This is a genomic window from Achromobacter sp. (genome assembly GCF_057314935.1).
This window is the reverse complement of sequence record NZ_DBHKZA010000051.1, coordinates 1-26,790: the sequence shown is the minus strand read 5'-3', so window position 1 is coordinate 26,790 and position 26,790 is coordinate 1. Positions and strand designations below refer to the sequence as shown.

24 protein-coding genes are annotated in these 26,790 nt (G+C 66.7%); 20 read left to right on the top strand and 4 right to left on the bottom strand.

Annotated features, from left to right (window positions below; all coding sequences use genetic code 11):
- The first annotated feature begins 46 nt into the window (after positions 1–46).
- From ACO6D5_RS18930 to ACO6D5_RS18905, 6 genes are read left to right on the top strand one after another with little or no spacing between them, the layout of a single operon-like run.
- The gene (locus tag ACO6D5_RS18930; RefSeq protein WP_006224911.1) at positions 47–1,039 is read left to right on the top strand and encodes an ABC transporter permease; all 993 of its coding nucleotides are present in this window, start codon (positions 47–49) and stop codon (positions 1,037–1,039) included.
- Positions 1,029–1,970: an ABC transporter permease gene (locus tag ACO6D5_RS18925; RefSeq protein ID WP_315847231.1), complete on the top strand. Its 942-nt coding sequence runs from the start codon at positions 1,029–1,031 to the stop codon at positions 1,968–1,970. The genes ACO6D5_RS18930 and ACO6D5_RS18925 overlap by 11 nt, the downstream gene beginning before the upstream one ends.
- Positions 1,971–1,998: 28 nt before the next feature.
- Positions 1,999–3,192: an amidohydrolase family protein gene (locus tag ACO6D5_RS18920; RefSeq protein WP_485826201.1), complete on the top strand. Its 1,194-nt coding sequence runs from the start codon at positions 1,999–2,001 to the stop codon at positions 3,190–3,192.
- The gene (locus ACO6D5_RS18915) at positions 3,192–4,679 is read left to right on the top strand and encodes an amidohydrolase family protein (RefSeq protein ID WP_485826200.1); all 1,488 of its coding nucleotides are present in this window, start codon (positions 3,192–3,194) and stop codon (positions 4,677–4,679) included. Before ACO6D5_RS18920 ends, ACO6D5_RS18915 begins: the two co-directional genes overlap by 1 nt.
- The gene (locus ACO6D5_RS18910) at positions 4,676–5,716 is read left to right on the top strand and encodes an ABC transporter ATP-binding protein (RefSeq protein ID WP_485826199.1); all 1,041 of its coding nucleotides are present in this window, start codon (positions 4,676–4,678) and stop codon (positions 5,714–5,716) included. Before ACO6D5_RS18915 ends, ACO6D5_RS18910 begins: the two co-directional genes overlap by 4 nt.
- On the top strand, positions 5,706–6,692 hold the full coding sequence (locus ACO6D5_RS18905; RefSeq protein ID WP_315847227.1) for an oligopeptide/dipeptide ABC transporter ATP-binding protein: 987 nt from the start codon (positions 5,706–5,708) through the stop codon (positions 6,690–6,692). Before ACO6D5_RS18910 ends, ACO6D5_RS18905 begins: the two co-directional genes overlap by 11 nt.
- An 897-nt stretch (positions 6,693–7,589) precedes the next feature.
- Here the strand turns inward: ACO6D5_RS18905 and ACO6D5_RS18900 are convergent.
- The 3 genes from ACO6D5_RS18900 to ACO6D5_RS18890 form a co-directional block, all read right to left on the bottom strand.
- Positions 7,590–8,867 (bottom strand): TRAP transporter large permease, encoded by a 1,278-nt coding sequence (locus ACO6D5_RS18900; protein WP_485826198.1) that lies wholly within the window; start codon positions 8,865–8,867, stop codon positions 7,590–7,592.
- A 36-nt stretch (positions 8,868–8,903) separates the two neighbouring features.
- On the bottom strand, positions 8,904–9,404 hold the full coding sequence (locus ACO6D5_RS18895) for a TRAP transporter small permease (RefSeq protein WP_485826197.1): 501 nt from the start codon (positions 9,402–9,404) through the stop codon (positions 8,904–8,906).
- Between the two features lie 98 nt (positions 9,405–9,502).
- A complete protein-coding gene (locus tag ACO6D5_RS18890; protein WP_006224903.1) occupies positions 9,503–10,477 on the bottom strand; it encodes a TRAP transporter substrate-binding protein in 975 nt (324 codons plus the stop codon).
- A gap of 102 nt (positions 10,478–10,579) precedes the next feature.
- Here ACO6D5_RS18890 and ACO6D5_RS18885 point away from each other — a divergent pair, with 102 nt between their 5' ends.
- The 9 genes from ACO6D5_RS18885 (at position 10,580) to ACO6D5_RS18845 (ending at position 19,473) form a co-directional block, all read left to right on the top strand.
- Entirely contained in the window at positions 10,580–13,111 is a 2,532-nt protein-coding gene (locus ACO6D5_RS18885) for an ABC transporter permease (protein WP_485826196.1), read from the top strand.
- Positions 13,111–13,533 carry a group II truncated hemoglobin gene (locus ACO6D5_RS18880; protein ID WP_485826195.1) on the top strand — a complete coding sequence of 141 codons (423 nt, stop codon included), beginning with the start codon at positions 13,111–13,113 and terminating at the stop codon, positions 13,531–13,533. The genes ACO6D5_RS18885 and ACO6D5_RS18880 overlap by 1 nt, the downstream gene beginning before the upstream one ends.
- Entirely contained in the window at positions 13,523–14,257 is a 735-nt protein-coding gene (locus ACO6D5_RS18875; protein WP_315847172.1) for a 3-deoxy-D-manno-octulosonic acid kinase, read from the top strand. Before ACO6D5_RS18880 ends, ACO6D5_RS18875 begins: the two co-directional genes overlap by 11 nt.
- A 145-nt stretch (positions 14,258–14,402) precedes the next feature.
- Complete coding sequence (locus tag ACO6D5_RS18870) at positions 14,403–15,506, top strand: polyamine ABC transporter substrate-binding protein (protein ID WP_088590650.1); 1,104 nt, start codon at positions 14,403–14,405, stop codon at positions 15,504–15,506.
- Between the two features lie 6 nt (positions 15,507–15,512).
- Positions 15,513–16,640 (top strand): ABC transporter ATP-binding protein, encoded by a 1,128-nt coding sequence (locus ACO6D5_RS18865; RefSeq protein ID WP_485826194.1) that lies wholly within the window; start codon positions 15,513–15,515, stop codon positions 16,638–16,640.
- Entirely contained in the window at positions 16,637–17,557 is a 921-nt protein-coding gene (locus ACO6D5_RS18860) for an ABC transporter permease subunit (RefSeq protein ID WP_035213161.1), read from the top strand. The genes ACO6D5_RS18865 and ACO6D5_RS18860 overlap by 4 nt, the downstream gene beginning before the upstream one ends.
- Entirely contained in the window at positions 17,554–18,363 is an 810-nt protein-coding gene (locus ACO6D5_RS18855) for an ABC transporter permease subunit (protein ID WP_006224896.1), read from the top strand. The genes ACO6D5_RS18860 and ACO6D5_RS18855 overlap by 4 nt, the downstream gene beginning before the upstream one ends.
- A complete protein-coding gene (locus ACO6D5_RS18850; RefSeq protein WP_485826193.1) occupies positions 18,360–18,719 on the top strand; it encodes a Spx/MgsR family RNA polymerase-binding regulatory protein in 360 nt (119 codons plus the stop codon). The genes ACO6D5_RS18855 and ACO6D5_RS18850 overlap by 4 nt, the downstream gene beginning before the upstream one ends.
- 16 nt (positions 18,720–18,735) lie before the next feature.
- Complete coding sequence (locus ACO6D5_RS18845; RefSeq protein ID WP_088590652.1) at positions 18,736–19,473, top strand: DNA-3-methyladenine glycosylase; 738 nt, start codon at positions 18,736–18,738, stop codon at positions 19,471–19,473.
- Here the strand turns inward: ACO6D5_RS18845 and ACO6D5_RS18840 are convergent.
- A complete protein-coding gene (locus ACO6D5_RS18840) occupies positions 19,470–20,171 on the bottom strand; it encodes a YrbL family protein (RefSeq protein ID WP_315847175.1) in 702 nt (233 codons plus the stop codon). The two genes, ACO6D5_RS18845 and ACO6D5_RS18840, sit on opposite strands and share 4 nt — an antisense overlap.
- A 108-nt stretch (positions 20,172–20,279) precedes the next feature.
- Here ACO6D5_RS18840 and ACO6D5_RS18835 point away from each other — a divergent pair, with 108 nt between their 5' ends.
- The 5 genes from ACO6D5_RS18835 to phoU all read left to right on the top strand — a co-directional run bounded on the left by ACO6D5_RS18835 (position 20,280) and on the right by phoU (position 26,694).
- Positions 20,280–21,716 (top strand): DNA recombination protein RmuC, encoded by a 1,437-nt coding sequence (locus tag ACO6D5_RS18835; RefSeq protein ID WP_485826192.1) that lies wholly within the window; start codon positions 20,280–20,282, stop codon positions 21,714–21,716.
- 129 nt (positions 21,717–21,845) lie between these two features.
- Positions 21,846–23,375, top strand: coding sequence for an amidase (locus ACO6D5_RS18830; protein WP_485826191.1), 1,530 nt, complete (start codon positions 21,846–21,848; stop codon positions 23,373–23,375).
- A 21-nt stretch (positions 23,376–23,396) separates the two neighbouring features.
- Positions 23,397–25,058, top strand: a complete 1,662-nt coding sequence (locus tag ACO6D5_RS18825) for an isovaleryl-CoA dehydrogenase (protein ID WP_315847225.1) — start codon at positions 23,397–23,399, stop codon at positions 25,056–25,058.
- A 40-nt stretch (positions 25,059–25,098) separates the two neighbouring features.
- Complete coding sequence (gene rpiA, locus ACO6D5_RS18820) at positions 25,099–25,779, top strand: ribose-5-phosphate isomerase RpiA (RefSeq protein ID WP_315847224.1); 681 nt, start codon at positions 25,099–25,101, stop codon at positions 25,777–25,779.
- 177 nt (positions 25,780–25,956) lie between these two features.
- Positions 25,957–26,694, top strand: a complete 738-nt coding sequence (gene phoU / locus ACO6D5_RS18815; RefSeq protein ID WP_315847223.1) for a phosphate signaling complex protein PhoU — start codon at positions 25,957–25,959, stop codon at positions 26,692–26,694.
- Positions 26,695–26,790 lie beyond the last annotated feature (96 nt).

Genomic DNA, 26,790 nt, shown 5'->3' with positions numbered 1-26,790 from the left:
GGCGCTGCGGCCCAGAGTCTGACATCGGGTCTGAAGGGAGCCGCACATGCTGGCATTCATTGTTAGACGGGTTTTCAACGCGGTTGGCGTGATGCTGGCGGTGGCGTTGCTGGCCTTCGTGATTTTCCGTTTCGTCGGCGATCCCGTCGACATGATGCTCAACGAGCAGGCCTCGCAAACGCAGCGCGACGAACTGCGCGAGCGGCTGGGCTTGAACGCGTCGGTGGGCATGCAGTTCGTGCACTTCGTGACCAATGCGGCCCAAGGCGAGTTCGGCATTTCCTACCGCAACCAGCAGGACGTGTTCGCGCTGGTGGCCGAGCGGTTTCCCGCCACTTTCGAACTGGTGATGATGGCCACGCTGCTGTCGCTGGTCATCGGCGTGCCACTGGGCGTGCTGACCGCCATCTACCGCAAGTCGCGCGTGGCGCAGGCCCTGCAGTTCGTGTCCATCCTGGGCATTTCACTGCCCAGTTTCGTGGTGGGCATCATGCTGATCCTGATCTTCTCGGTGCAACTGGGCTGGCTGCCCGGTTTCGGCCGCGGCGACACGGTGAAGATCGGGTGGTGGTCCACGGGGCTCTTGACGCCCTCGGGCCGCGCCGCGCTGGTGCTGCCTTCGATCACGCTGGCGCTGTTCCAGATCACGCTGATCATGCGGCTGGTGCGGGCCGAGATGCTTGAGACGCTGCGCACCGAGTTCATCAAGTTCGCCCGGGCCCGCGGCCTGCCGGACCGCGTGGTGCATTTCCGGCTTGCACTGCGCAACTGCCTGATGCCCGTCATTACCGTGACGGGCATGCAGATCGGCAACCTGATCGCGTTCGCGCTGATCACGGAAACCGTCTTCCAGTGGCCGGGCATGGGGCTGCTGTTCATCCAATCGGTCATGTTCGTGGATATTCCCGTCATGGCTGCCTATCTGGTGATCGTGTCCTTCATCTTCGTGGCGCTGAACACGCTGGTGGACATGATGTACGGCGTGGTCGATCCGCGCCTGCGCAGCCAGCACGTCAAAGGAGGCGCCAATGCTCACTAAACCTTTTTCGGGCGGCGCGCAGAGCCGGCTGTCCCGTTTCCTGCAAAGCGACCTGTGGTGGAGCCTGCGGCACGATTACGTCGCCCTGGGCGCGGGCATCGTGCTGCTGGTGGTGGTGCTGCTGGCCGTGTTCGCGCCGTGGATCGCGCCGCAGAATCCCTATGACCTGGCGCAGCTGGATCTGCTGAACGCCGAGCTGCCGCCCTTCTGGGTAGAGGGCGCCGACCCGCAGTTCCTGCTGGGCACGGACACGCAGGGCCGCGACGTGTGGTCGGCCATCCTGTATGGCTCGCGCATGTCGTTGGTGATCGGCCTGGCGACAGTGGTGCTGTCGCTGGCGATTGGCCTGCTGGTGGGGTTGGCGGCCGGCTATTTCGGCGGCTGGATCGACAACGCGCTGATGCGGGTGGGCGATACGTTGTTGAGCATCCCCACGATTCTTGTCGCCATCCTGGTGACGGCGGTGTTCCGGCAACTGCTGCCGCCGGGCCTGCGCGAAACGCTGTCGTCCGTGATCCTGATCCTGGCCATCTCCATGACCAACTGGGTGCAGTACGCCCGCACGGTCCGGGCGTCGGCGCTGGTCGAACGCGGCAAGGAATACGTGCAGGCGGCGCGCCTGATCCGGGTCAGCCCGCTGCGCATCATGCTGACGCACATCCTGCCCAACACGCTGACGCCCGTCATGGTGACCGCCACGCTGAATCTGGGGCTGGCCATCCTGATCGAGGCCACGCTGAGCTTCCTGGGCGTGGGCATGCCGCCCACCGAGCCGTCGCTGGGCACGCTCATCCGCCTGGGTAACCAATTCCTGTTTTCGGGGCAGTGGTGGGTGGTGGTCTTCCCCGCGCTGTATCTGAGCCTGATCGTGCTGGTGGTGAACCTGCTGGGCGACTGGCTGCGCGATGCCCTGAATCCCCGTTTGCGCTGAAGGCGCATCGTTTCAATAGAGGTCAAGCATGGAAAACGCAACGCTGTATACCCAGGTGCGCCCGGCGGGCGGCGAGCTGACGTCGGTGCTAGTGCGCGATGGGCGCATCCAGGCGCTGGGCGGCGCGGCCCCTGAGGGCGTGCCGGTGGTGGATGGCGGCGGCGCCCTGTTGCTGCCGGGGCTGATCGACGCCCACGCGCATCTGGACAAGACGATGTACGGCATGCCCTGGTACCGCAACGAGGTGGGGCCGCGGCTGATCGACAAGATCGAGAACGAGCGCACCGAGAAAAAGCGCCTGGGCATCGACCCGTACCGGCAGTCGGCGCGGCAGATCGTCATGTCGATCGCCGACGGCACCAGCCATATCCGCAGTCATGTGGACGTGGATACGGACATCGGGCTGGGCGCCATCGAAGGCGTGATGCGCGCCCGCGAGCAGTACCGCGATCAGATCGACGTGGAAATCGTGGCCTTCCCGCAAAGCGGCCTGCTGATCCGCCCGGGCACGCTGGAACTGATGGACGAGGCCTTGCGCATGGGGGCGGAAGTCGTTGGCGGGCTGGACCCGGCCGGCATGGACCGCGATCCCAAGGGGCATTTGGACGCCATCTTCGGCCTGGCCGACAAGCACGGCAAGCCGATCGACATCCACCTGCACGAGGCCGGCGAACTGGGCGCGTTTTCGATGCAGATGACGATCGACCGCGTGCTGGCGCTGGGCATGCAGGGCAAGGTGACCCTGTCGCATTCTTTCTGCCTGGGCATGACCGACACGCAGGCGGTGCAGGCGTTGACCGAGGGCCTGCTGGAGGCGGGCGTGCACATCATGACGACGGGATCCGCATCGCGCCCCGTACCCAACGTGGCGCGCTTGCGCCAGGCGGGCGTCACGGTCTGTACCGGCAACGACGGCATGCGCGACACCTGGGGCCCCTACGGCAAGCCCGACATGCTGGAACGCACGATGCTGGTGGGCTTGCGCAACAACTTCCGGCGCGACGACGAACTGGCGCTGGCGCTGGACGTGGCCACCTACGGCAACGCGCGCGTCATGGGTCTGGCGGACTACGGCCTGGCACCGGGTTGCCATGCGGACTTCGTGCTGGTGGACGCCGAAACGGTGGCGGAAGCGATCGTGTCGCGGCCCGTCCGCAAATTGGTCGTCAAGCGGGGCCGCGTGGTCGCCCGCGACGGCCACGCGCTGGCGGAGGCGCCCTGATGCGCGCCGCCGAAGGCCCGATCCTGCTGACCGCCCGCTGGGTGGTCGGCCATGAAAACGGGCGGCACTGCCTGTACGAGAACGGCGAAGTCGTCTTCGAAGGCAACCGCATCGTCTATGTGGGCCATCGTTATCCGGGGCAGGTCGCGCGCCGGCACGACTACGGCCGCGCGATGATCGGTCCCGGCTTCGTGGACCTGGACGCGCTGTCGGACCTGGATACGACCATCCTGGGTTTCGACAATTCGCCCGCCTGGCGCAAAGGCCGCATCTGGCCGGACACATACATGAAGCAGGGGCCGTACGAGATGTACACCCCCGCCGAACTGGCCTTCCAGAAGCGCTACGCCTTCGCGCAACTGATCCGCAACGGCATCACCACCGCGTTGCCCATCGCATCGCTGTTCTATCGCGTCTGGGGCGAAACCCGCGACGAGTTCCTGTCGGCGGCCAATGCCGCCGGCGAACTCGGGCTGCGCGTGTACCTGGGGCCGGCGTATCGCAGCGGCCATACCTATGTGGATGGCGACGGCAAGATCCGCTGCCATTACGACGAGGCGCGGGGCATGGCCGGCCTGGCCGAGGCCGTGGCGTTCTGCGATGAGATCGAAGGCCGCCACGGCGGCCGCGTGCGCGCCATGCTGTCGCCCGACCGTATCGAAACGTGCACGCCTGGCCTGTTGCGCGCATCGGCCGCTGCAGCGCGCGAGCGCGACATCCCGATCCGGCTGCATTGCTGCCAGTCGCGCCTGGAATACGACCTGGTGCTGGAGCAGCACGGCATGAGCCCGCCCGAATGGCTGCAAAGCCTGGATTTCCTGTCCGAACGCGCGTTGCTGCCGCACGGCACCTACGTGTCCGGTTCGCGCCATATCGACCGCCCCGGGCGGGACATCGACATCATTCGCGACGCGGGCGCCAGCATCGTGCATTGCCCGTTGGTGTCGGGACGCCACGGCGCAACTCTGGAGTCGTTTGCGCGCTACCGCAAGATGGGCGTGAACATCGGCATGGGTACCGACACGTGGCCGCCCGACATGGTGTTGAACATGCAGGTGGGGATGATGCTGTGCCGGGTGGCGGAAGGCTCCACCGAGGCCGTGCGCTCGGAGGACTATTACGACGCCGCCACGGTGGGAGGCGCCGATGCCCTGGGGCGGCCCGACCTGGGCCGGCTGGCGGTGGGCGCCAAGGCCGACATCGTCGTGTTCGATTTCTCGCATGACCGCAACGGCCAGATGATCGATCCGGTCCAGACGCTGATGGTCAGCGGCAGCGGACGCGACGTGTCGCAGGTGATCATCGACGGCCGCTTCGTCATGGTGGACGGGCATATCGCGGGCTTCGACGCGCGCCTGGCGCAAGAGCAGGCGCAAGCGCAGTTCGACGGCGTGATCGCCCGCTACCCCGACCGTACCTGGGGGCACCCCCCCGTCGACCAGATTTTCTCTTCCAGCTATCCGCGTCCCGTAAGGAGCCCGTCATGATGGCAACCGTACCGCGCCCGGCGGCGCCCGCGGCCAGCGCCGCACCCGCCACGACCCCGACTTTGTCCGTGCGCGGACTGTCGGTGGAGTTCCCGACCCGCCACGGCATCCTGGTGGCCACGCGCGACATCAGCTTCGACATCCAGCCAGGGGAAATCCTGGGCATGGTGGGCGAGTCCGGCGCGGGCAAGTCCTTGACCGGCATGGCGGTGATCGGCCTGCTGGAACCCCCGGGCCGCCTGGGCGGCGGCGAGATCCACCTGGCCGGCAAGCGCATCGACAACCTGCCGCCCAAGGCGCGCCAGCGGTTGCGCGGCAAGGAGATAGGCGCGATTTTCCAAGACCCGCTGACCAGCTTGCATCCGTTGTTCACGGTCGGCGACCAACTGGTCGAAACCATCCGCCATCACGACAAGTCCTCGGCCGCCGCGGCGCGCGCCCGGGCGCTGGAGCTGCTGTTGGCCGTGGGGATTCCGGCGGCCGACAAGCGCATCGACCACTATCCGCACCAGTTCTCGGGCGGCATGCGCCAGCGCGTGGTGATCGCGCTGGCCCTGGCGGCCCGGCCTGCGCTGATCATCGCTGACGAACCGACGACCGCGCTGGACGTATCCGTGCAGGCGCAGATCACGGCGTTGCTGCGCCGGCTGTGCCGCGAGCAAGGCACGTCGGTGCTGCTGGTGACCCACGACATGGGCGTGATCGCCGAGACCGCCGACCGCGTGGCCGTGATGTACGCGGGCCGCGTCGTCGAGATCGGCCCGGTGCTGGACGTGCTGCGCCGCCCCGGCCACCCCTACACCCAGGGCCTGATGAACGCCATTCCGGGCCTGCGCCAGCGCGCTGCCCGGCTGAACCAGATCGACGGCGCCATGCCGCGCCTGCACGCGATGCCCGATGGCTGTGCGTTCCATCCCCGCTGCGCCCACGCCGGGCCGCGCTGCGCGCAGACGCGCCCGCCGCTGGCCGCATCCCCCACGGGTGCGACCGTCAGCGCCTGCTGGCTGCATCAAGGAGGAGTCGCTCATGCCGCGTAACGATGACCTGTTGCTGCGGGCCGAAGACCTGGCCTGCTGGTTCGACGTGTCGCCGCCCTGGCTGGAACGGACGCTGTCGCGCCAGCCCGAGCAAACACTGAAGGCGGTGGACGGCGTGTCCCTGGCTGTGCCCCGAGGCACCACGCTGAGCATCGTGGGCGAATCCGGCTGCGGCAAGTCCACGCTGGCGAAGCTGCTGGTGGGCCTGGTGGCCCCCACACGCGGCAAGCTGGAATACGGCCGCAACCGGGCCGGCGGCGTGTTGCACCCCCAGATGATTTTCCAGGACCCGTACGCCAGCCTGAACCCGCGCTGGCGCGTCGGCAACATCGTGGCCGAACCGATCATCACGCTGGGCTTGCGCGCCACGCCTGCCGACACGCGCCGCCGGGTCGACGAGCTGCTGGAACTGGTCGGCCTGTCCGCCAGCGACGCCGGCCGTTTTCCCCACGAATTTTCGGGGGGCCAGCGTCAACGCATTTCGATCGCGCGCGCCTTGGCGACCGAAGCCGAGTTCCTGGTCTGCGACGAACCCACCTCCGCGCTGGACGTGTCGGTGCAGGCGCAGATCCTGAATCTGATGGGCGACCTGCAAAAGGAATTCGGCCTGACGTACGTGTTCATCAGCCACAACCTGTCGGTCGTGCGCCACGTGTCCGACAGCGTGGCGGTGATGTACTTGGGCAGGATCGTCGAGCAGGCGGCCGCCGACCAGTTGTTCGATTCGCCGCAGCATCCGTATACGCGGATGTTGCTGGACACGATTCCGGACCTGGAAGATCCCAGGCGCGACCGGGAACCCATGGGCGGCGAAGTGCCGAACCCGATCCAGCCACCGGCAGGGTGCACGTTTCATCCCCGCTGTCCGGATGCCCGGGATGAATGCCGCGTCGACGTGCCGGAGGTGAGTAGCGTGGGTGGACGGCAGTTACGGTGTCATGCTGTTCGGTGGGAGAGGAGGGCGGTGGCGGCTTAGGCGTTGGGAGGGCGGTTGTGGGTGTTCTTTTGACGTCTGGCGCGTGGGTGGCCTGGGGCGCGCGGGGCAACGATTGCGGTCCGGAGCCTTCGCTCCGGACTGCCCCGTTGTCATCCTTGTGGCGGCCTGCGGCCGCTGCCTTCGGATTCCCTCGGGCTTATCGACGCCCCGCGCGCCCCAGGCCACCCACGCGCCAGACTCCAGCAGTTGTGCCCTGACGTCAGCCGGGGAGAACGGCTTGCTTGGGGTTCCCACCAACGTCGGGGTGGTGGTGGAAGATCTTGCGAGGCCCGCTCCATGCCGGCCGCGCGGGCGGCCTCGTGGAGCTTACGCAGCGTCTTGCGTCGTAGCGCTTTGCGCTTCGCGTGTGGGTGACGCTGCTGATCGTGTTCGTCAGATGAACGGCAGTGCTTGGGCGGCACGACGGCCTTCCTACTAGACGGGGGGCGCGCGTACGGGTCCCGCCAAGCAAGCGGCTGCTCGCCGCGCGCCACCCGTCGCTCCACCTCTCCCAAATGAATGCGGGAACCCTTAAGAAACGGCCCTCCACCCGCGCGCAAGCGACCATCGCGCCAACATCTTCAGAACGCGTATGCCGACTGTGCCCGCCTGCGCGGGCGCAGTCGGCGGGCCCCGCAGCACTCGTCAGTCATCCCATCCCTGGCAGCGGACCAAGCCAAGACGTTATCAGCCCGTCGGCGCTATCGCCGTGGCGGCGCGCAACCTTGATGCGCCCGAGGGAATCTGAAGGCCGCGGCCGCAGGCCGCAACGAAGATGACGATGGGGTAGTCCGGAGCGAAGGCTCCGGACCGCAATCGTGGGCGCGCGTCGCCACGGCGATAGCGGCGGCGGGCGACCTACGAAGCTAGCAACCACGACCTACGAAGCCCCCAACATCACTTCCCGTAAACCAGATCCCTCAACCCCAACGACAGCCCCGGCCAATAAGTAATCACCATCAAGCAGACGATCACCACCCCGACAAACGGAATCAACGGCTTGATCAACCGCTCCAACGGCAACTTCGCCACTGCGCATGCCGCAAACAGGTTCACCCCGAACGGCGGCGTGATCATCCCCAGCGCCAGGTTCACCACCATGATGATCCCGAAGTGCACCGGCTCCACCCCGAACTTCAGCGCCACCGGCAGCAGCAACGGGGCCAGCACCACGATCGAAGCCGACGTCTCGATGAACATGCCGATCACGAACAGCGCCGCGTTCACGCCCATCAGGAACGAGAACTTGGTGTCGAAGATCTGCGACAGCCATACGCCCAAGGCATCCGGGATGCCTGCGCGGTTCAGCAGGAAGCTGAAGACGCCCGCGTTGGCGATCACGAACATGATCACGGCCGTGGACACCACCGACTTGTGCAGCGTCGCCGACAGTTGCTTGAACGTCAGGCGGCGGTAGATGAACTTGCCCACTACCACCGCGTACATCACCGCCACCACCGAGGCCTCGGTCGGCGTGAAGACGCCGCCGTAGATCCCGCCCAGGATGATGACGGGCATCAAGAGCGCCAGCCAGGCGTTCTTGAACGCCGGCCACAGGGGCTGGCGGCCTTCGCCGTCGCGCTTGCCCAGGTTGTTGCGCTTGGCATAGAGCCACACGTAGAACATCAGCGCCACGCCGATCAGGATGCCGGGCATGACGCCGGCGATGAACAATTCGCCGGTGGAGGTGTCCGTGGACACGGCGTACAGGATCATCGGGATCGACGGCGGGATGATCACGCCGAGTTCCGCCGCGCTGGCCTGCAAGGACGCAGCGAACGGGGCGGGGTAGCCGTGCCGGATCATCGCCGGGATCAGGATCGCACCTACGGCGAAGGTGGTGGCCACGCTGGAGCCGGCGACCGCCGCGAAGATCATGCAGGTCAGCACGCAGGTGCAGGCCAGGCCGCCCTGGATGCCGCCGACCACGCTCTTGGCGAATTCGACCATGCGTTCGGAAATGCCGCCGGCTTCCATCAGGTTGCCGGCCAGGATGAAGAAGGGGATGGCGACCAGGGGGTACTTGTCCAGCGCGGCGAACAGCTGCTGGGCGACGACCACCCAGGGCAGGCCGGTTGAACCGACGCCCGCCAGGCTGGCCAGCCCGATCGACACGGCGACCGGTACGGACAGCCCGAAGAAAATCAGCATCGAGACAATCATTAATTGGGACATGGCGATATCTGCTGCTCAGGTTCGATGGGGGACGGCTCAGCCTTGCGCGTCGTTGCGCACGGGCACGTCTTCTTCTTCGCCGGCGCACCAGCGGGCCAGCACGGCGATGGCGGCCAGCGTCGCGCCAACCGGGATCGCCAGATAGATCCACGAAATCGAAATATCCAGGCTGGGCACGGTTTGGAACCGGACGCGGTAGGTCATGTTGCCGCCGATCCAGGCCAGAAAACCCAGAAAACCGGCGCAAATCAGGCCGATGATGGCTTCGAGAGCGCGCCGTTTCGTGCCGCCCAGCAGGTTGCGCAGCAGCTCCACGCTGATCATGGCGCCGTGGCGGAAAGCCAGGGCCACGCCCAGCAGCACGGTCCAGATCAGGAGGGCGCGGGTCAGCACCTCGCTCCAGTCGGCGGGCGAATGCAGCACGAAGCGGGCAATGACCTGGTAGAAGGCGGCCGCGGCGGCGGCCACCAGCAAGAGTTGGGCAAGGACCGAAACCAGCTTGAACAAGCCGCGGTCGAAAGCGCATAGCAAACGCATGATGAATCCCGGTAGCGAGGGGCGCAAAGGACTTTGGGGGATGGCAAGCGGCGGGATATCGATCCCGCCGCAGCGCCGAACCGGGGCGGTGGCCCGGCTTACTTGGTGTCGCGGATCGAGTCGATCAGCTTCTTGTCGAACTTCTTGTAGTACTCGGGGTAGGCCGGCTCGACGGCAGCGGCGAACGCGGCGCGATCCACCTCGGACACCTGCATGCCTTCCTTCTTCAGTTGCTCGACGCCCGTCTTCTCGATGTTGTCGACATAGCCACGCATGGCCAGGGCGGAGTCCTTGCCGGCCTTGTCGAAGTTGGCCTTGTCGGCGGCCGACAGGCCGTCATAGACGTTGGCCGACATCAGCACCAGGGCGGGGCCATACACGTGGCCCGTCAAGGACAGGTACTTCTGCATTTGCGACAGCTTGGCCGAAGTAATCACCGACAGCGGGTTTTCCTGGCCGTCGATGGTGCCTTGCTGCAGGGCGGTGGCCACTTCGGGCCAGGCCATGGGCGTGGGCAGGATGCCGATCTGGCGGAAAGCCGTGATGTGGATGGGGTTTTCCGTGGTGCGGATCTTCAGGCCCTTGGCGTCGGCCGGCGTCTTGACCGGGCGCACGTTATTGGTCAGGTGGCGGAAGCCCTGTTCGCCCCAGGCCAGCGCGACGATGCCGCGGCTGGGAAACTTGGCCAGCATGTCCTGGCCGATCTTGCTGTCCAGCACCGTGCGGGCGTGCTGCAGGTCACGCAGCAGGAAGGGGATATCGAAAACCCCAGTCTCGGGAACAAAATTGAGGGTGGCGCCTGTCGAAACGATGGCCAGGTCGATGGTGCCGATCTGCAGGCCCTCGATGACTTCCCGTTCGCCGCCCAAGGCGCTGTTGGCGAATTGCTGTACCTTGTACTTGCCGCCGGACGAGGCCTCGATGGACTTGGCCATGGCGTCGGCGCCGGCGCCGTAGTGTGAAGAGGTCGACAGGGCGTAGGCCATCTTCAGGGTGGTCTGGGCTGCCGAGGGCAGCGAGGTGGCGGCCGCGCAGGCGGCCAGGATCGTGGCCGCAAGCCAGGATTTACGCATTGTCTTCTCCGGTTTTGAGTATCTTTATGGGCGGCTTTGCCTCCCGCCCCGGGATGATATCGGGATTCAGTTCCGTTTCAGACGGTTAGTTAACATAGATGAATGATGGATTTCCCTGATATGTCACAAGCCAAGCGCCCCGGTTTCTGGTCCACCCTGCGCCTGGGCGCCAGGATGATGATGCGCGATGCCCGGGCGGGCGAACTGCGCCTGCTGGTGCTGGCGCTGGTGGTGGCGGTGGCTGCGGTCACCAGCGTGGGCTTCCTGGCCGATCGCGTCGGACGCGCGCTGGAACGCGATGCCGGCCAGATGCTGGGCGCCGACCTGGTGCTGGACGCCGACGAACCCGTGCCTGCCGCGTTCCTGGACCAGGCGCGCGAGCGCGGCCTGGCGCTTTCCAGCACCTGGCAGTTCCCGTCCATGGTCGGGGCGGGCGACGGCGCGCAACTGGCGGCGTTGAAGGCGGTAGAGCCGGGCTACCCGCTGCGCGGGGCCCTGCGAGTGGCCGAGGCCCCGTTCGCCGCGGACGCGCCGACCCGCGACATCCCGCCTGAGGGCGCCGTCTGGGTGGACGCCCAATTGCTGTCGCTGCTGAACCTGAAGGTGGGTGACACCCTGAACGTGGGCGACGCGCATCTGCGCATCGACCGCGTGATCACCTACGAACCCGACCGTGGCATGCAGTTCGTCAATGTGGCGCCGCGCGTGCTGCTGCGCGCAAGCGACCTGCCGGCCACCGGCCTGATCGCGCCAGGCAGCCGCATCGGCTATGCCATGCTGGTTGCCGGCCAGCCCGACGCGGTGGCCGCGTATTCAGCCTGGCTCAACCAGAACCTGAAGCGCGGCCAGAAGGTCGCCACGCTGGAGTCCGGCCGGCCGGAGGTGCGCCGCACGCTGGACCGCGCGCAGCGCTTCCTGTCGCTGGTGGCGCTGCTGGCCGTGCTGATTTCGGCGGTGGCGGTGGCGCTTGCCGCCGGCCGCTACATGACCCGGCACCGCGACGGGATCGCCGTCATGCGTTGCCTGGGCGCCGTGCAGTCGCAGGTTTCGCGCATGCTGACGCTCGAGTTCACGCTGGTCGGCCTGTTTTCTTCCGCCGCGGGCTGCCTGTTGGGCTATGCGGTGCACCAGGTGCTGGTGATGCTGCTGGGGTCGTTGATCGACACCCAATTGCCCGCGCCGTCCGCCATTCCCGCCTTGCAGGGCCTCTTGACCGGGCTGTTGCTGCTGCTGGGGTTTGCCTTGCCCGCCCTGGCGCAGTTGCGCCACGTGCCGCCGGCGCGGGTGCTGCGGCGCGACGCCGACACGATCAGCGCCCGCAGCGCATTCGGCTACGCGCTGGGCGCCACGGGCTTTGCCCTGCTGATCTGGTGGTTCGCGGGCGACGCCAAGCTGGGCGGCGTGGTGGCGGGGGGATTCCTCGGCGCCTTCGCCGTGTTCGCGCTGGTGGCGTGGCTGTGCATCCTGGGCCTGGCGCGCGTGCGCGGCCTGGCCTCGGGGCTGCCCGCGTTGCGTTTCGCGCTGGCCGGGGTGGTGCGCCGGCGGGCGGCCACCATCACGCAGGTCTGCGCGCTGGCGGTCGGCCTGATGGCGCTGTTGCTGCTGACGATGACGCGCACCGACCTGATCCAGGGCTGGCAGCGCACCATGCCGCCGGACGCGCCCAACCGTTTCCTGATCAACGTGCAGCCCGACCAGCGCCAGGCCGTGACCGATGCGCTGACTCGCGAAGGCCTGGGCCGCATCAACTTGTCGCCGATGGTGCGCGGGCGGCTGATCGCCATCAACGGCAAGCCCGTCGGGCCGGACGACTACGAAGAACCTCGCGCCAAGCGGCTGGTGGATCGCGAGTTCAACCTGTCCTATGGCGACGAGTTGCCCTCGTCCAACAAGATCGAGCAGGGCCGCTGGCTGGCGCCCGGTTCGTCCGAGGTGTCGCTGGAGTCGGGCCTGGCCAAGACGCTGGGCCTGAAACTGGGCGACAAAATGACCTTCGACGTGGCCGGCCAGCAGGTCGAGGCGGCCGTGTCCAGCACCCGGCGCGTGGATTGGGATACGATGCGCGTCAATTTTTTCGCCATCCTGACCCCGGCGGCGCTCGCCGACATGCCCCAAAGCTGGATCACTTCTTTCTACCTGCCGCCTGAAAAGGCGGCGGTGCTGCCCGCGCTGGTGCGCGAATTCCCGAACCTGACCGTGTTCGACGTGGGCGCCATCCTGCAGCAATTGCAGTCCGTGCTGAATGAAGTGGGCAAGGCGGTCCAGCTGCTGTTCCTGTTCACCCTGGCGGCCGGCGTGCTGGTGCTGTCGGCGGCGCTGACGGCCACCCGCGACGAGCGCATGCGCGAAGCCGCGGTGTTGCGGGCGCTGGGCGCCACGCGCAGCCAGCTGGCGCGCTCCCAGCGCATCGAGCTCTGGGCCGTGGGCGGCCTGGCGGGCCTGCTGGCGGCTGCCGGCGCCACCGCGATCGCTTGGGTTTTATCAACCCAGGTGTTCGACTTCACCATTACCCTCAGCCTCTGGCCGTGGCTGGCGGGCATCGGCGCGGGTATGCTGGGCGCCTGGGCGGGCGGCGCCCTGGCCCTGCGCGGCGTGTTGCGTACGCCGCCGCTCGTCACCCTTAGAGAAACTTGATGACGTCCCGCGTCCAAACCATTACTGAACCCGTGGAAAATACCCGCAGCGTTTTTGACCTTCTTGGCGGCGAGCCCGGCGTGCGCGCGCTGGTCGACCGTTTTTACGACCTGATGGACATGGAGCCCGACCTGAAGGAGCTCCGCGCCGCGCACGGCCCCAGCCTGGACCAGACGCGCGACAAGCTCTTCTGGTTCCTGTGCGGCTACTTCGGCGGCCCCGACCACTATATTGAACGCTTCGGCCACCCCCGCCTGCGCGCGCGCCACCTGCCGTTCTCGATCGGCGAGATCGAGCGCGACCAGTGGGTGACCTGCATCGGACGCGCCATGGAAGACCAGGGCATCGCCCCGCCGCTGGTGGAGCGCTTGCTGGAATCGTTCTATGGCGTCGCCGACTGGATGCGCAACCGTGAAGGCTGAGGATACGCGGGGAGGCGCCCAGCGCCAGGCCTGGCCAGGGCCGCTTGCCGGCGCCATGCTCAGCGACGCGTCGCGCCTGGCCGGATCGGGCCCGGAAATCTTCAACCCGGCCCATTACGGAGACCGGGCCCGCCCCGTGGACGCGGGCGGCCGCCAGGCGGCCTGGTTCGTGCAGGGGCAGGGCTGGCAGGGGGTGCTGCGGCGCTACCGCCGCGGCGGCATGATCGCCCGCGTCAGCCGCGACGCCTACCTCTGGAACGGCGAAGACCGCACCCGCAGTTTCCGCGAATACCGGCTGCTGGCCGCCATGCGCGCCCAGGGCCTGGCCGTGCCCGCGCCGCTGGCCGCCGCCTATTGGCGCCAAGGTCCCATCTACCGCGCCGCCATCGTGGTGGAGCGGATTCCGGGCGTGCGCCCCTTGGCCCACGCGCTGGCCGAGCCGCTCTGGGGCGCGGTGGCTGACGCCATCGTCCGCATGCACCGCGCGGGCGTCTGGCACGCCGACCTGAACGCCTTCAACATCCTGATCGGGGGCGACGGCCAGGTCTGGCTGATCGATTTCGACCGGGGCACGTTGGGATCGCTGTCGGAACGGCAGCGCCAAGGCAACCTGGACCGCCTGCGCCGGTCGCTGGTCAAAGTGGCGGGCGAAGAGGGCGACCGCTTCTGGATGAAGCTGCGCGACAGCTACTGGACCGCCTGGGGCATCGGCGTCCAGCCTTGATCCGGGCCCAGGCGCCTATTTGCCGCCATCGGGCCCTAATTGCGTCGACCCGCCCGCAAAGTTGGGCGGGCGAGCGCCAAAAGGCTTTATGATTTCGCCTTTTGGTAGTCCTGTCATACACGGCATACAGCAAAGGGGGCTCGTAATGGAACTAAGGGCGGGAATGCGCTGGGCGCTAGGCGCGGTGTTGGTCGCGGCATCGGCATCGTCGGCGGTCGCGCAGAACAAGGTCGTCAACGTCTACAACTGGGCCGAATACACGGCGCCGGACACCATTCCGGGTTTCGAAAAGGAAACCGGCATCAAGGTCCGCTATGACGTCTACGACAGCAACGACACGTTGCAGGCCAAACTGCTGGCCGGCAAGTCGGGTTACGACGTCGTTGTCCCGTCCACCCATTACGCCTCGCGCCAGATCGAGGCCGGCCTGTTCCAGAAGCTGGACAAGTCCAAGATCCCGAACTGGAAGTACCTGGACCCGGAAGTGATGGCGCTGGTGGCGACCGTCGATCCCGGCAACGAGTACGCGATCCCCTGGGGCTACGGCACGAACGGCCTGGGCTACAACGTCACCAAGGTCAAGCAGATCATGGGCGACAACGTCGACCTGGCCAATTGGGACATGATCTTCAAGCCCGAAAACGCCGCCAAGCTGAAAGAGTGCGGCATTTCGATGCTGGACGAGGCCGCGCAGGTATTCCCCGCGGTGTTGAAGTATCTGGGCAAGGATCCCAACAGCACCAATCCGGACGACTACAAGGCCGCGCTGGATGTCTTGAAGCAGATCCGCCCGTACATCCGCCAGTTCAGCTCCTCGGGCTATATCGACGAACTGGCCGTGGGCGACCTGTGCATGGTCTACGGTTTTTCGGGTGACGTCATGATCGCCCGCAAGCGCGCGCAAGAAGCCAAGAAGACGTATGAAGTGAACTACTTCATCCCGAAGGGCGGCGCGCCCGCGTGGTTCGACCTGATGGTCATCCCGAAGGATGCCCCGCATCCTGAAGAAGCCCTGGCGTTCATCAATTACATCGAGACGCCGAAGGTGCATGCGGCCATCACCAACACCATGTTCTACCCCAACGCCAACAAAGAGGCGCGGCAGTACGTGGTGAAGGACGTGGCCGACAACCCCATGATCTACCCGCCGGCGGAAGTCTCCAAGACCCTGTACGTGATCAAGGCGCTGCCCTTGAACGTACAACGCCTGCAAAACCGGATGTGGTCCGAGCTGAAGTCTGGAAGATAAGTCATCATGAGCGATAGCCGTTACTCGGCGCCGCATACGGTAGATCCGGACGAATTCGTCCGGGTCTCCGATGTGGTCAAGATTTTTGGCGATGTGGTCGCCGTGCGTTCCGTCAACCTGTCCGTCAAGCGCAACGAGATCTTCGCGCTGCTGGGAAGCTCCGGCAGCGGCAAGTCCACCTTGCTGCGCATGCTGGCGGGTTTCGAGGAAGCGACATCCGGGCAGATACTGCTGGACGGCGAAGACATCACCGGCGTGCCGCCGTACCGGCGTCCTGTGAACATGATGTTCCAGTCCTATGCGCTGTTCCCGCACATGACGGTCGAAGCCAACGTGGCGTTCGGCCTGAAGCAGGAAGGCGTGGACCGAGCCGAAATCCACGACCGCGTGTTCGAAGCCCTGGACCTCGTCCAGATGGCGGGCTATTCGCGCCGCAAGCCGAACCAGCTGTCGGGCGGCCAGCAGCAGCGCGTGGCGCTGGCGCGCAGCCTGGTCAAGCGGCCCAAGCTGCTGCTGCTGGACGAGCCCATGTCGGCGCTGGACAAGCAGATCCGCCAGAAGACGCAGATCGAACTCGTGAAGATCCTGGAGCAGGTCGGCGTGACCTGCATCATGGTCACCCACGACCAGGAAGAGGCCATGACCATGGCGCACCGCCTGGCCGTCATGACCGAAGGGCAGATCGTCCAGTGCGGCACGCCGCAAGACGTCTACGCGTTCCCGAATTCGCGCTTCGTCGCCAGCTTCATCGGCTCGACCAACATGTTCACCGGCACCATCGTGGTCGACGAGCCCGACCACGTGGCGATCGAATGCGCTGAACTGACGCGGCCGCTGTTCGTGAACCATGGGGTCTCCGAACCGCTGGGCATGGAAGTGCACGTCTCCATCCGGCCCGAGCGCCTGGTGGTGTCGCGCGAGCAGCCCGAAGGCGAATACAACTGGGCCCATGGCATGGTCAGCCACATGGCCTGGATGGGCAGCTACGCGCTTTATCAGATCCGCCTGGATTCCGGCAAGACGGTCGAGGCCAGCGTGCCCAGCCTGCTGCTGGCCCAGATGGACGCCCCGGGCATCGACGAAGAGATCTTCGTCAGCTGGGACGCCGACAGCGCGACGGTGCTGGCGTCATGATGCGGTTTTCGCCCCGCGACTGGTTGCCGTCGGGCCGGGCGCTGGCGGTGGTGCCGCCGTTCGCCTGGCTGGTGCTGTTCCTGCTGCTGCCTTTCCTGCTGGTGCTGAAGATCAGCTTTGCCGAAGTGACGTTCGGCATCCCGCCCTATACGGCGCTGGCGGAATTCAAGGACGAGGCGGTGCAGTTCAGCCTGCACCTGCGCGGCTACATCCTGCTGTTCACCGACAGCCTGTATTTCAAGACCTACCTGAGTTCGGTGAAGATCGCCGGCATCACCACGCTGATCTGCGTGTTGATCGGTTACCCCATCGCGTACTACATCGCCCGGTCTTCGCCGCGCGTGCGCAACCTGCTGCTGCTGGGCGTGATCCTGCCGTTCTGGACGTCGCTGCTGTTGCGCGTGTACGCCTGGGTCGGCATCCTGCGCAACGACGGCCTGCTGAACAACCTGCTGCAAAGCCTGGGGCTGATTTCCAGTCCGCTGGAAATCTACCGCACCGACGTCGCGGTCTACATCGGCATGGTCTATGCGTACCTGCCGTTCTTCATCCTGCCGCTGTACGCGACGCTGGTGAAGATGGACCTGCGCCTGCTGGAGGCGGCCTACGACCTTGGCGCTAAGCCCTGGCAGGCGTTCTGGCAGATCACCGTGCCGCTGTCGCGCCAGGGCGTGATCGCCGGGGCCATGCTGGTGTTCATTCCGGCCGTCGGCGAATACGTGATCCCGGAAATGCTGGGGGGCGCCAATACATTGATGATGGGCCGCGTCATGTGGAACGAATTCTTCAATAACGCCGACTGGCCGATGGCCTCGGCGGTGACCTGCGTGATGGTCCTGCTGCTGCTCGTGCCGCTGGTCTACTTCCAGTACAACCAGGTCAAGCAGCAGGAACAGGCTGGCGGAGGCCGCAAATGAAGGGCCCCAACAAGACATTGCGCGCCGTGGTGCTGGGGCTGGGGTACTTCTTCCTGTATGTGCCCATCGTCAGCCTGATGGTGTTTTCGTTCAACGAGTCGCCTACCGTCACGTCGTGGGCGGGTTTTTCCTTCCGCTGGTACCACGCGCTGTTCAATGACGACGCGCTGCTGCGGTCGGCCTGGCTGTCGTTCCGCATCGCGGCGATGACGGCGACGGCGGCCGTCATCATCGGCACGTGGGCCGGCTACGTGTTGGGCCGCATGGGGCGCTTTCGCGGGTTCTCGCTGTACGTGGGCATGCTGAGCGCGCCGCTGGTCATCCCCGAAGTCGTGCTGGGTATTTCGCTGCTGCTGATGTTCGTGGAACTGCGGGGCAGCCTGGGCTGGCCGGCGGAAAACGGCATCTTCACGATCTGGGTCGGGCACGTGACGCTGTGCATGGCGTTCGTGGCGGTCGTCATCCAGACCCGGATCCGCGACCTGGACCGGTCGCTGGAAGAGGCGGCGCTGGACCTGGGCGCCACGCCCATCACCGTGTTCTTCAAGATCACGCTGCCGCTGATCGCGCCAGCGCTGGCCTCGGCCTGGCTGCTGTCGTTCACACTGTCGCTCGACGACGTCGTTCTGGCGTCGTTCCTGTCCGGCCCCAGTTCCAGCACGCTGCCGATGGAAGTGTTCTCGCGCGTGCGCCTGGGCCTGAAACCCGAGATCAACGCGCTTGCCACCTTGTTCATCCTGGCGGTGGGCACCTGCGTGATCCTGGCCAACCGCCTGCAATGGCGCAAGGAGTCCGAATCCAAATGAAGCCACAAACCACCCTGTATGGCCTGACCAAGTGCAGCACCTGCATCAAGGCGCGCGACTGGTTGTCGGCGCATGGCGTCGAGCACGCGTTCGTCGACTACCGCGATGATCCCGTGCCGGCCGACACGCTGAAGGCGTGGTCGGAAAAAGTCGGCGGCTGGGAAAAGCTGGTCAACCGCACGTCGATGACGTGGCGCAACCTGCCCGAAGACCGCAAGACCGCGCACACCGACGCCCAATGGAGCAAGCTGATCGCGGAATACCCCGCGCTGGTGCGCCGCCCCGTCACGGTCACGCCGGACGGCGAGGTCACCGTGGGTTTCAGCGAAAAGCGTTACGGCGCACGGTTCGCCTGACACGACGCCCGCGGCGATGGCATCCCCCATCCAGGCATCGGGCAGCGCCGGTTCGGCGTTGCCCGATGCCTTTTTTGACCGCGACGCATCCGAACTGGCGCGCGATCTGCTGGGCAAGGTCATCCGCCATCGCGTGGACGGCCTGTGGCTTGCCGTGCGCATCATCGAGACCGAAGCCTACTATCTGGAAGAAAAGGGCAGCCACGCCTCGCTGGGCTACACCCACAAGCGCCGGGCCCTGTTCATGGACGGCGGCGTGATCTACATGTATTACGCGCGGGGCGGCGATTCGCTGAACTTCAGCGCCGCCGGCCCCGGCAACGCCGTGCTGATCAAATCAGGCCATCCGTGGACGGACGCGCGCTCCGGCCCCGAAGCGCTGGCGCGGATGCAGCAGCTCAATCCCGACGCGCAAGGCCAGCCGCGTCCGCCGTCGCGCCTGTGCGCCGGACAGACGCTGCTGTGCCGGTCGTTGGGTTTGAAAGTTCCGGAGTGGGACGCGCGCCGTTTCGATCCGGACGCGCTCTATGTCGAGGACGTGGGCGATTCGCCCCAGGCATTGATCTGCACCACGCGGCTGGGCATCCCGCCCGGACGGGACGAGCATCTGCATTACCGCTATGTGGATCCCGCCTACGCCGCGGTCTGCACGCGCAACCCGTTGCGGCGGGGGCAACGCGCCGGACACGACTACGTATGGGTGGACCGCCAGGGCATCGTGTTGCCCGAAGACCCGCGGCCGAACGCGCGCTAGGCGCCGCCGGCGCCCTGGATGCGCTCGCGCAGCGCATCCCGCATTTCCTTGTACTTGCGCGCGATGCGCTTGCGGTTCAGCGACTTGCTCCACGCGTAGAGCGGGATCAGCGGCAGCACGCCGAATCCGTCGATCAGGTACAGGCCTTGCTTGCCGTCGGCGTTCTGGCCACAGGCGATATTGCTGGCCGACACGTCATGCAGCACGACGTGGGCGTCGGCCAGATCCGCGAAGAACTCGTCGAGCTGCCCGAAAAAAACGTCGTCGACCAAGCCTTGCTGGGCCAGATCGGCCACCGTGGGGGCGATATTGCCCGCCGGGTCGGTGATCTTCTCGACCAGCAGGCCCAGTCCCAGCGTGGTCTGCGCCACCCCCAGGATGCGCGCCATGGGCACCTGCCACACGCCGGAGGGGCGGGTGGTCGTCGTGACGTATTCGGCCAGTTCGTTCAGATAGACGCGGTAGGCGCTTTCACGCTGGTACTGCTTGTACCAGCGCTTGAATGGCCGGGCTTCGAGATAGACGGCGCGGGCGCGCATGTCCATCACTTTGACGAGCAAAGACGGCGCGTGGGGGTGCTGGAAAATGTGGCGGTCGCCGCCCGTCGCAAGCGGACGCTCGGCGTTCAGATCCAGCGGTCCGAAAACCGACTGGAACGACACCGCGGGTCGACAGGATGGAAGATCAGCGGGATTCAAATGAGATCGTGCGGTGGTTCAGAGTTGGGGGCAGTTTAATCCCGTTACGCGCCGGCTGGACCGAAGCGGGCGTCAAACTTGATGTCGTTTGGTTACAACGCGGCGCTGATGCGTCCTACAATTCCGCCTTTGGAGAGGCCTCTTTTGAACGACATACTGCTTTGGATCGCCGCCGGTGGCGCGGTGTTGGCTTGCCTGGCGGCCGTGCTGGCGTGGCTGCGGCCTCCCGACCGCGACGCCAGGCTGGACGCGCTGCTTGAAGGCCTGGAGCGCACCGAGCGCGCCCTGCGCGCGGACATCACGGAAGGCCAGCGCGGCTTGCGCAGCGAATTCGCGGAATCCACCCGCGCATTGCGGCTGGAGTTGTCGCAATCGCATGGCGACCTGCGCGCCGGATTGTCGCGCGACGCCCAGGCCTCGCGCGCGGAATCCGCCGAGTCCCTGGCGCGTTTCGCCGCCGGATTCGGCGAGCAGCTGCAGGGGCTGATCCAGATCAACGAACGCCGCCTCATGGAGGTGCGCGCCACGGTGGACCAACGCCTGCAATCGTTGCAGACGGACAACAGCGCGAAGCTGGACGAAATGCGCCGTACCGTGGATGAAAAGCTCCATGCCACGCTGGAGCAGCGCCTGGGCGAGTCCTTCAAGCTGGTGTCGGACCGGTTGGAGGCCGTGCATAAGGGCCTGGGCGAAATGCAGGCCCTGGCGGCCGGCGTGGGGGACCTGAAGCGGGTGCTGACCAACGTGAAGTCGCGCGGCACCTGGGGCGAAGTGCAACTGGCCCGGCTGATCGAAGACAACATGACGCCCGACCAATACGCCAGCAATATCAAGCCGGTGCCGGGCAGCGATGCCGTCGTCGAATTCGCCATCCGCCTGCCGGGCCGGGGCGACGGCGGCGAGCCGGTCTGGCTGCCGATCGACGCGAAATTCCCCAAGGAAGAATACGAGCGGCTGATGGACGCCCAGGAAGCGGCGGACGCCGAAGGCGTGAAGGCGGCCGGCGCCGCCCTGGGCCGCGCGGTCGAAGTGCAGGCAAGGCTGATCGCCAGCAAGTATGTCGCGCCGCCCCATACGACCGACTTCGCCATCATGTTCCTGCCCACGGAAAGCCTGTACGCCGAAGTGCTGCGGCGCCCTGGCCTGCTGGACAAGCTGCATGACCTGCGCATCAACGTGGCCGGGCCCAGCAATCTGGCCGCCTTGCTCAACAGCCTGCAGATGGGCTTTCGCACGCTGGCCATCGAGCAGCGCTCGTCCGAGGTCTGGCAGGTGCTGCGCGCGGTCAAGACCGAATTCGGCAAGTTCGGCGAAGCGCTGGCCAGCGTCAAGAAGACGCTCGACACGGCCAGCAACAAGATCGGCCAGACCGAAGTGCGCACCCGAGCGATGCTCCGTAACCTGAAAAGCGTCGAAGCCTTGCCCGAGGCGGAAGCCTTGCGCTTATTGGGGGCAGGGACGGATGCCGAGGCGGAGGGCGAGGCCGACAGCGACGTGAACGAAGACGCCGACGTCCCTCGCACGCCCGCCAGCGGCGCGATCTGATCCGTTTCTCCGGGCAGCGCACGTCTCGTTGAAGGGGCGAGGGTCGGCCTGCGAGCTTGTTGCCCAGGCGGACTGTCGATATCCTGGCATGTGCGGCAAGTTGCCGTCGAACCCTGGAGCATCGCAAGCATGAGCACCGCTGAACGCCATGATTCCTCTTTCCTCGACGCGACGGCGCTGGGCGCCGATATCGCCCAAGGGGTCACGACCGCGCTTGCTGCGATGCAGCAGGCGGTGGACCGGGTAGCGGCGCGCAATCCCTCGATCAACGCAGCCTGCGGCATGCAGCCCGAAACCGGGCTGCGCCTGGCCCAGGCGCTGGACGACGAACTGGCCGGGCTGACGCCCGAGCAGCGCGTGGCGCAATTGCAAAGCCGGCCCTTTTTGGGCGTACCTACCTTGCTGAAGGACCTGGGCACGGCGGCGTTGGGCTTGCCCAGCGCGATGGGTTCGGTGCTGTACGGCCACGTCGACTGGAATGTCGATGCCGAAATCGTCAAACGCTACCGCCGCGCGGGCCTGATTCCGTTCGGCCGCAGCACCAGCGCCGAACTGGGCCTGAGCCCCACCACCGAATCGCCGGCCTACGGGCCCCCCACGCAGAACCCCTGGAAAGCCGGCCACAGCGCCGGCGGATCCAGCGGCGGCGCGGGCGCGGCGCTGGCAAGCGGCATGGTGCGGATCGCGCACGGCAGCGATGGCGGCGGCTCCATCCGCATCCCGGCCTCGTGCTGCGGCGTGCTGGGCCTGAAGCCGTCCCGTGGGCTCATGCCGTTGGGGCCGCTCAAGGGCGAAGGCTGGGGCGGCCTGGCGACCGAACACATGATGACCCTGTCGGTGCGCGATTGCGCCGCGTCGCTGGACATCAGCGCGGGCGCCGACGTGGGGGCGCCCTATGCGGCGCCGGCGATACCGGCCGAGTCCTACCGCGCCGTGGCGGCGCGGGTCTCGGCCGATCCGCACGCGGCACCCCGCCGCCGCATCGCGTTCCTCAACACCACGTACGAGGGCGGCGCGATCCATCCGGAAGTGGCTGCCGCCGTGGACGAGGCCGCGCGGCTCTTTGCCGGGCTGGGCCACGAACTGGTCCCGGCCGCGCCGCCGGTGGGATCCGAGGAAGTGCTGTCGCCGATGTTGCCGCTGATCGCCAGTGCCGCGGCCAACGCCATCGACACCTTTGTGGCGGCGCGCGGCCGCCGGCTGGCGGCCGATGAATTGCAGCCCACCACCCTGGGCGCCCGCGAATACGCCCGCGCCATTTCTGGCGCGCAGTACGTGGCCTGCGTGGATACCTGCCACGAAATCACCCGCCGCATCGGACGCTTCCTGCATCGGGACGGCGCGCAGGGCTATGACCTGTTCCTCAGCCCCGTCCTGGCGCAGCTGCCGGCGCCCATTGGCCGCTATGCCATGGACAACGCCGACTACCTGGCCTACCGTCTGGGCAAGAAGGGCGTGATCGGTTATTCGCCGTTCGCACCGCTTGCCAACCTGACCGGCATGCCGGCGATCTCCATTCCGTTTGCCGTGTCGTCAGAGGGCCTGCCGATCGGCATCCAGGTCATGGGCCCGCTGGGCAGCGAAGCCTTGCTGCTGGAGCTGGCGGCGCAGGTCGAGGCCCTGCGGCCCTGGGCGCTGGTGGCGCCGATGGCCAGATAGCGGAGTTTGCACGGAGCAGCCATGTCATCGTTCGCGACGCATACCGTACAGAATCAGGTTCCGCCCCTGGAAGACTATTCCCTGTACGACACCGACCCCGCTTTACGCGAGGCGGTGCGGCGCGAGGGGGCTGAAAGCTGGGCGGGCGACCTGGCCGCGCATGGCGCCTGGCTGGGGCGGGCGCAGACGCTGGCCGCTGGCGCCGAGGCCAACCGTTGCCCACCCAGGCTGGTCGGCTACGACCGCGGCGGCCACCGTATCGATCACGTGGAATTCCATCCCGCCTGGAACCTGCTGATGAGCGGCATCCTGGCCCGCGGCCTGCACAGCCGCGCCTGGGCGCAACCAGTGCCGGGCGCGCAGGTGGCGCGGGCCGCCGCCTACCTGATGCAGGGGCAGGTGGAAGCCGGCACGCTGTGCCCCACCACCATGACGTTTGCCGCAGTGCCCCTGCTGCAGCGCGAACCGGCGGGCGCCATCGACTTTGCCGGGCAGTGGCTGCCCGCGCTGTATTCGCGCGAGTTCGACGCGGCCGATGCGCCGCTGTCCGCCAAGCGCAGCGCATTGATCGGAATGGGGTTGACCGAAAAACAGGGCGGCTCCGACTTGCGCGCGGTCAGCACGCGCGCCGTGCCCCTGGGCGCGCCGGGCCGGGGCAACGCCTACGAACTGGTGGGCCATAAATGGTTTTTCTCCGTGCCGCAGGCGGACGCGCACCTGGTGCTGGCGCAAACCGATGAAGGGTTGAGCTGCTTCTTCGTGCCGCGCTGGATTCCAGACGGCCCGCGCAACGCCATCCGCGTGCGCCGGCTGAAAGACAAATTGGGCAACCGCAGCAACGCCAGCGGCGAAGTGGAATTCGAAGGCGCATGGGGCGTCATGGTGGGCGAGCCCGGGCGGGGCCTGGCCGTGTTGCTGGAAATGGCTGCGACGACCCGGCTGGACTGCGTGCTGGGCAGCGCCGCGCTGCTCAGGCAGGCGCTGGTGCAGTCCCTGCATCACGCGCAGCATCGGCTTGCCTTCGGCAAGCCGTTGATCGAGCAGGCGCTGATGCGCAATGTGCTGGCCGACCTGGCGCTGGAAAGCGAAGCGGCCATGGTGCTGGCGCTGCGGCTGGCGCGGGCGGTGGACGCGCGGGCCGACAGCCGGGCGCGCGCCCTGGTGCGCGTCGGCACGCCCGCAGCCAAGCTGTGGATCTGCAAGCGCGCCATTCATGCGGTGGCAGAATGCATGGAGGTCTGGGGCGGCAACGGTTATGTGGAAGAAGGGCCGATGCCGCGGATGTATCGGGAAACGCCGGTCAATTCCATCTGGGAAGGGTCTGGCAACGTCATGGCGCTGGACGTGCTGCGGGCGCTGCAGCGCGAACCCGAAGCCTTGCCCGCGCTGGAGCAGGAATTCGCGCAGGCGGCCGGGCGGCATCGCGCATTCGACGACGCCGTGGCGCGCTGGCGGGCCTTGCTGGCCGATCCGGCGCACGCGGAATTCCAGGCGCGTCGTGTCGCAGGCGGGCTGGCGCGGCTGTGGCAGGCCGCCTTGCTGATCCAGCATGCGCCCGAACCCGTCGCGCAGGCCTTCGTCGCCAGCCGCCTGCAAGCGGACGGCGGTATTTTCGGAGAACTGGCGGCTGGCGCCGACACCCACGCGATCCTGTCGCGGGCCTGGCCTGCGGTCGCATGCTAAATTTCCTGGCTTGACCAACCTTCCCGTAGTTTTCTCCGCCATGCTCTCCCAACAAGAACTCAAGCAACAAGCCGCCGACGCCGCCCTGGAATTCGTCGAACAGGTCGCCGGCCCGGACGCCATCATCGGCGTGGGCACCGGCTCTACCGCCGACCTGTTCATCGATGGCCTGGCGCGTTTCAAGGGTCGCATCGCCGGCACGGTCGCCAGCTCTGAGCGCAGCGCGGCCCGCCTGGCCGGCCACGGCCTGAAGGTACTGGACCTGAATGACGTGACGACCATGCCGATCTACGTGGACGGCGCCGACGAGATCGACGCCAATCTGCACATGATCAAGGGCGGCGGCGGTGCGCAGACCCGCGAAAAGATCGTGGCGTCGGTGGCCGAGCGCTTCATCTGCATCGTTGACGAATCCAAGCTGGTCCAGACCCTGGGCAAGTTCCCGTTGCCGCTGGAGGTCATTCCCATGGCGCGCGCCGCGGTGGCCCGCGCCCTGGCGGCCATGGGCGGCCAGCCGCGTCTGCGCGAAGGGTTCGTCACCGACAACGGCAATATCATCCTGGACGTGGCGGGCCTGGCCATCACCGACGCCCGCGCGTTCGAAGCCCGCGTGAACAACCTGCCGGGCGTTGTCACCTGCGGCCTGTTCGCGCTGGCCGGCGCCGACGTGGCGCTGTTGGCCACCCAGAACGGCATCCGCCGCCTGGATCGCGCCGCGTAAGCGTCCCCGTCCCCCGCGCAGTCTGTGTGGTGCCCCGTTTGCCCGCCTTGCGGGCGACGGGGGCTCGATTCATAATCTTGTCACACTTGGGTCATAACCTTGCCGGTTGTGCAGGCCCATCTCGTAATTCTCTTATTTCGGGGCAATGCAATGAGATCAACCACGCAGGGAGCCCGGATGACGGAGCATACAAACAAGCAGTTCGACGCCGATCTGGAAAGCGTCCGTTCGCAGTTCTTGCAAATGGGCGGCTTGGTGGAAGCCATGATCCAGGAAGCGATCGACGCGCTGGCCACGGGCGACCTGTCGCTGGTGGAGAAGGTCCGTGAGCGGGAAAAGGAAGTCAACCGCCACGAAGTCGAAATCGACGAAAGCATCAGCCGCATCCTGGCCCGGCATCAGCCTACCGCCATCGACCTGCGCATGCTGATGGCCGTGTCCAAGATGCTGACCGACATGGAGCGCTCCGGCGACGAGGCCGAAAAGGTCGCGACCGTCGCCCGTCGCATACACGAGGCCGAACTGCGCCACATCCCGGTGATCGAACTGCGCCACATGGCCGCCAATGTGCGCACCATGCTGCACCAGGCGCTGGACGCGTTCGCCCGCCTTGACCCGATCCAGGCCGCCGCCGTCGTGCGCAGCGACAAGGAAGTGGACAAGGAATGGAAGGGGGCCTTGCGCCACCTGATCACCTACATGATCGAAGACCCGCGCACCATTTCGCGCGCCATCGACATGATCTTCATCGCGCGCGCGCTGGAACGCATTGGCGACCACGCCAAGAACATGTCCGAGCGCGTGATCTACATGGTCAAGGGCGCCGACGTGCGTCACACCGGCGTGAAGAACACCGAGCGCCTGGCGCGCGGTGAGGACGGTTCGGAAGACGACGAGCAGCAGCCGGGCCTGTAAGCGCCAGATCGCCATCCGCGACCGCTAAAAAAACCCCAGCGCAGCTTGCCCTGGGGTTTTTTCTTGCCTGATCGGGCTGGCGCCTGCGCGGACCAC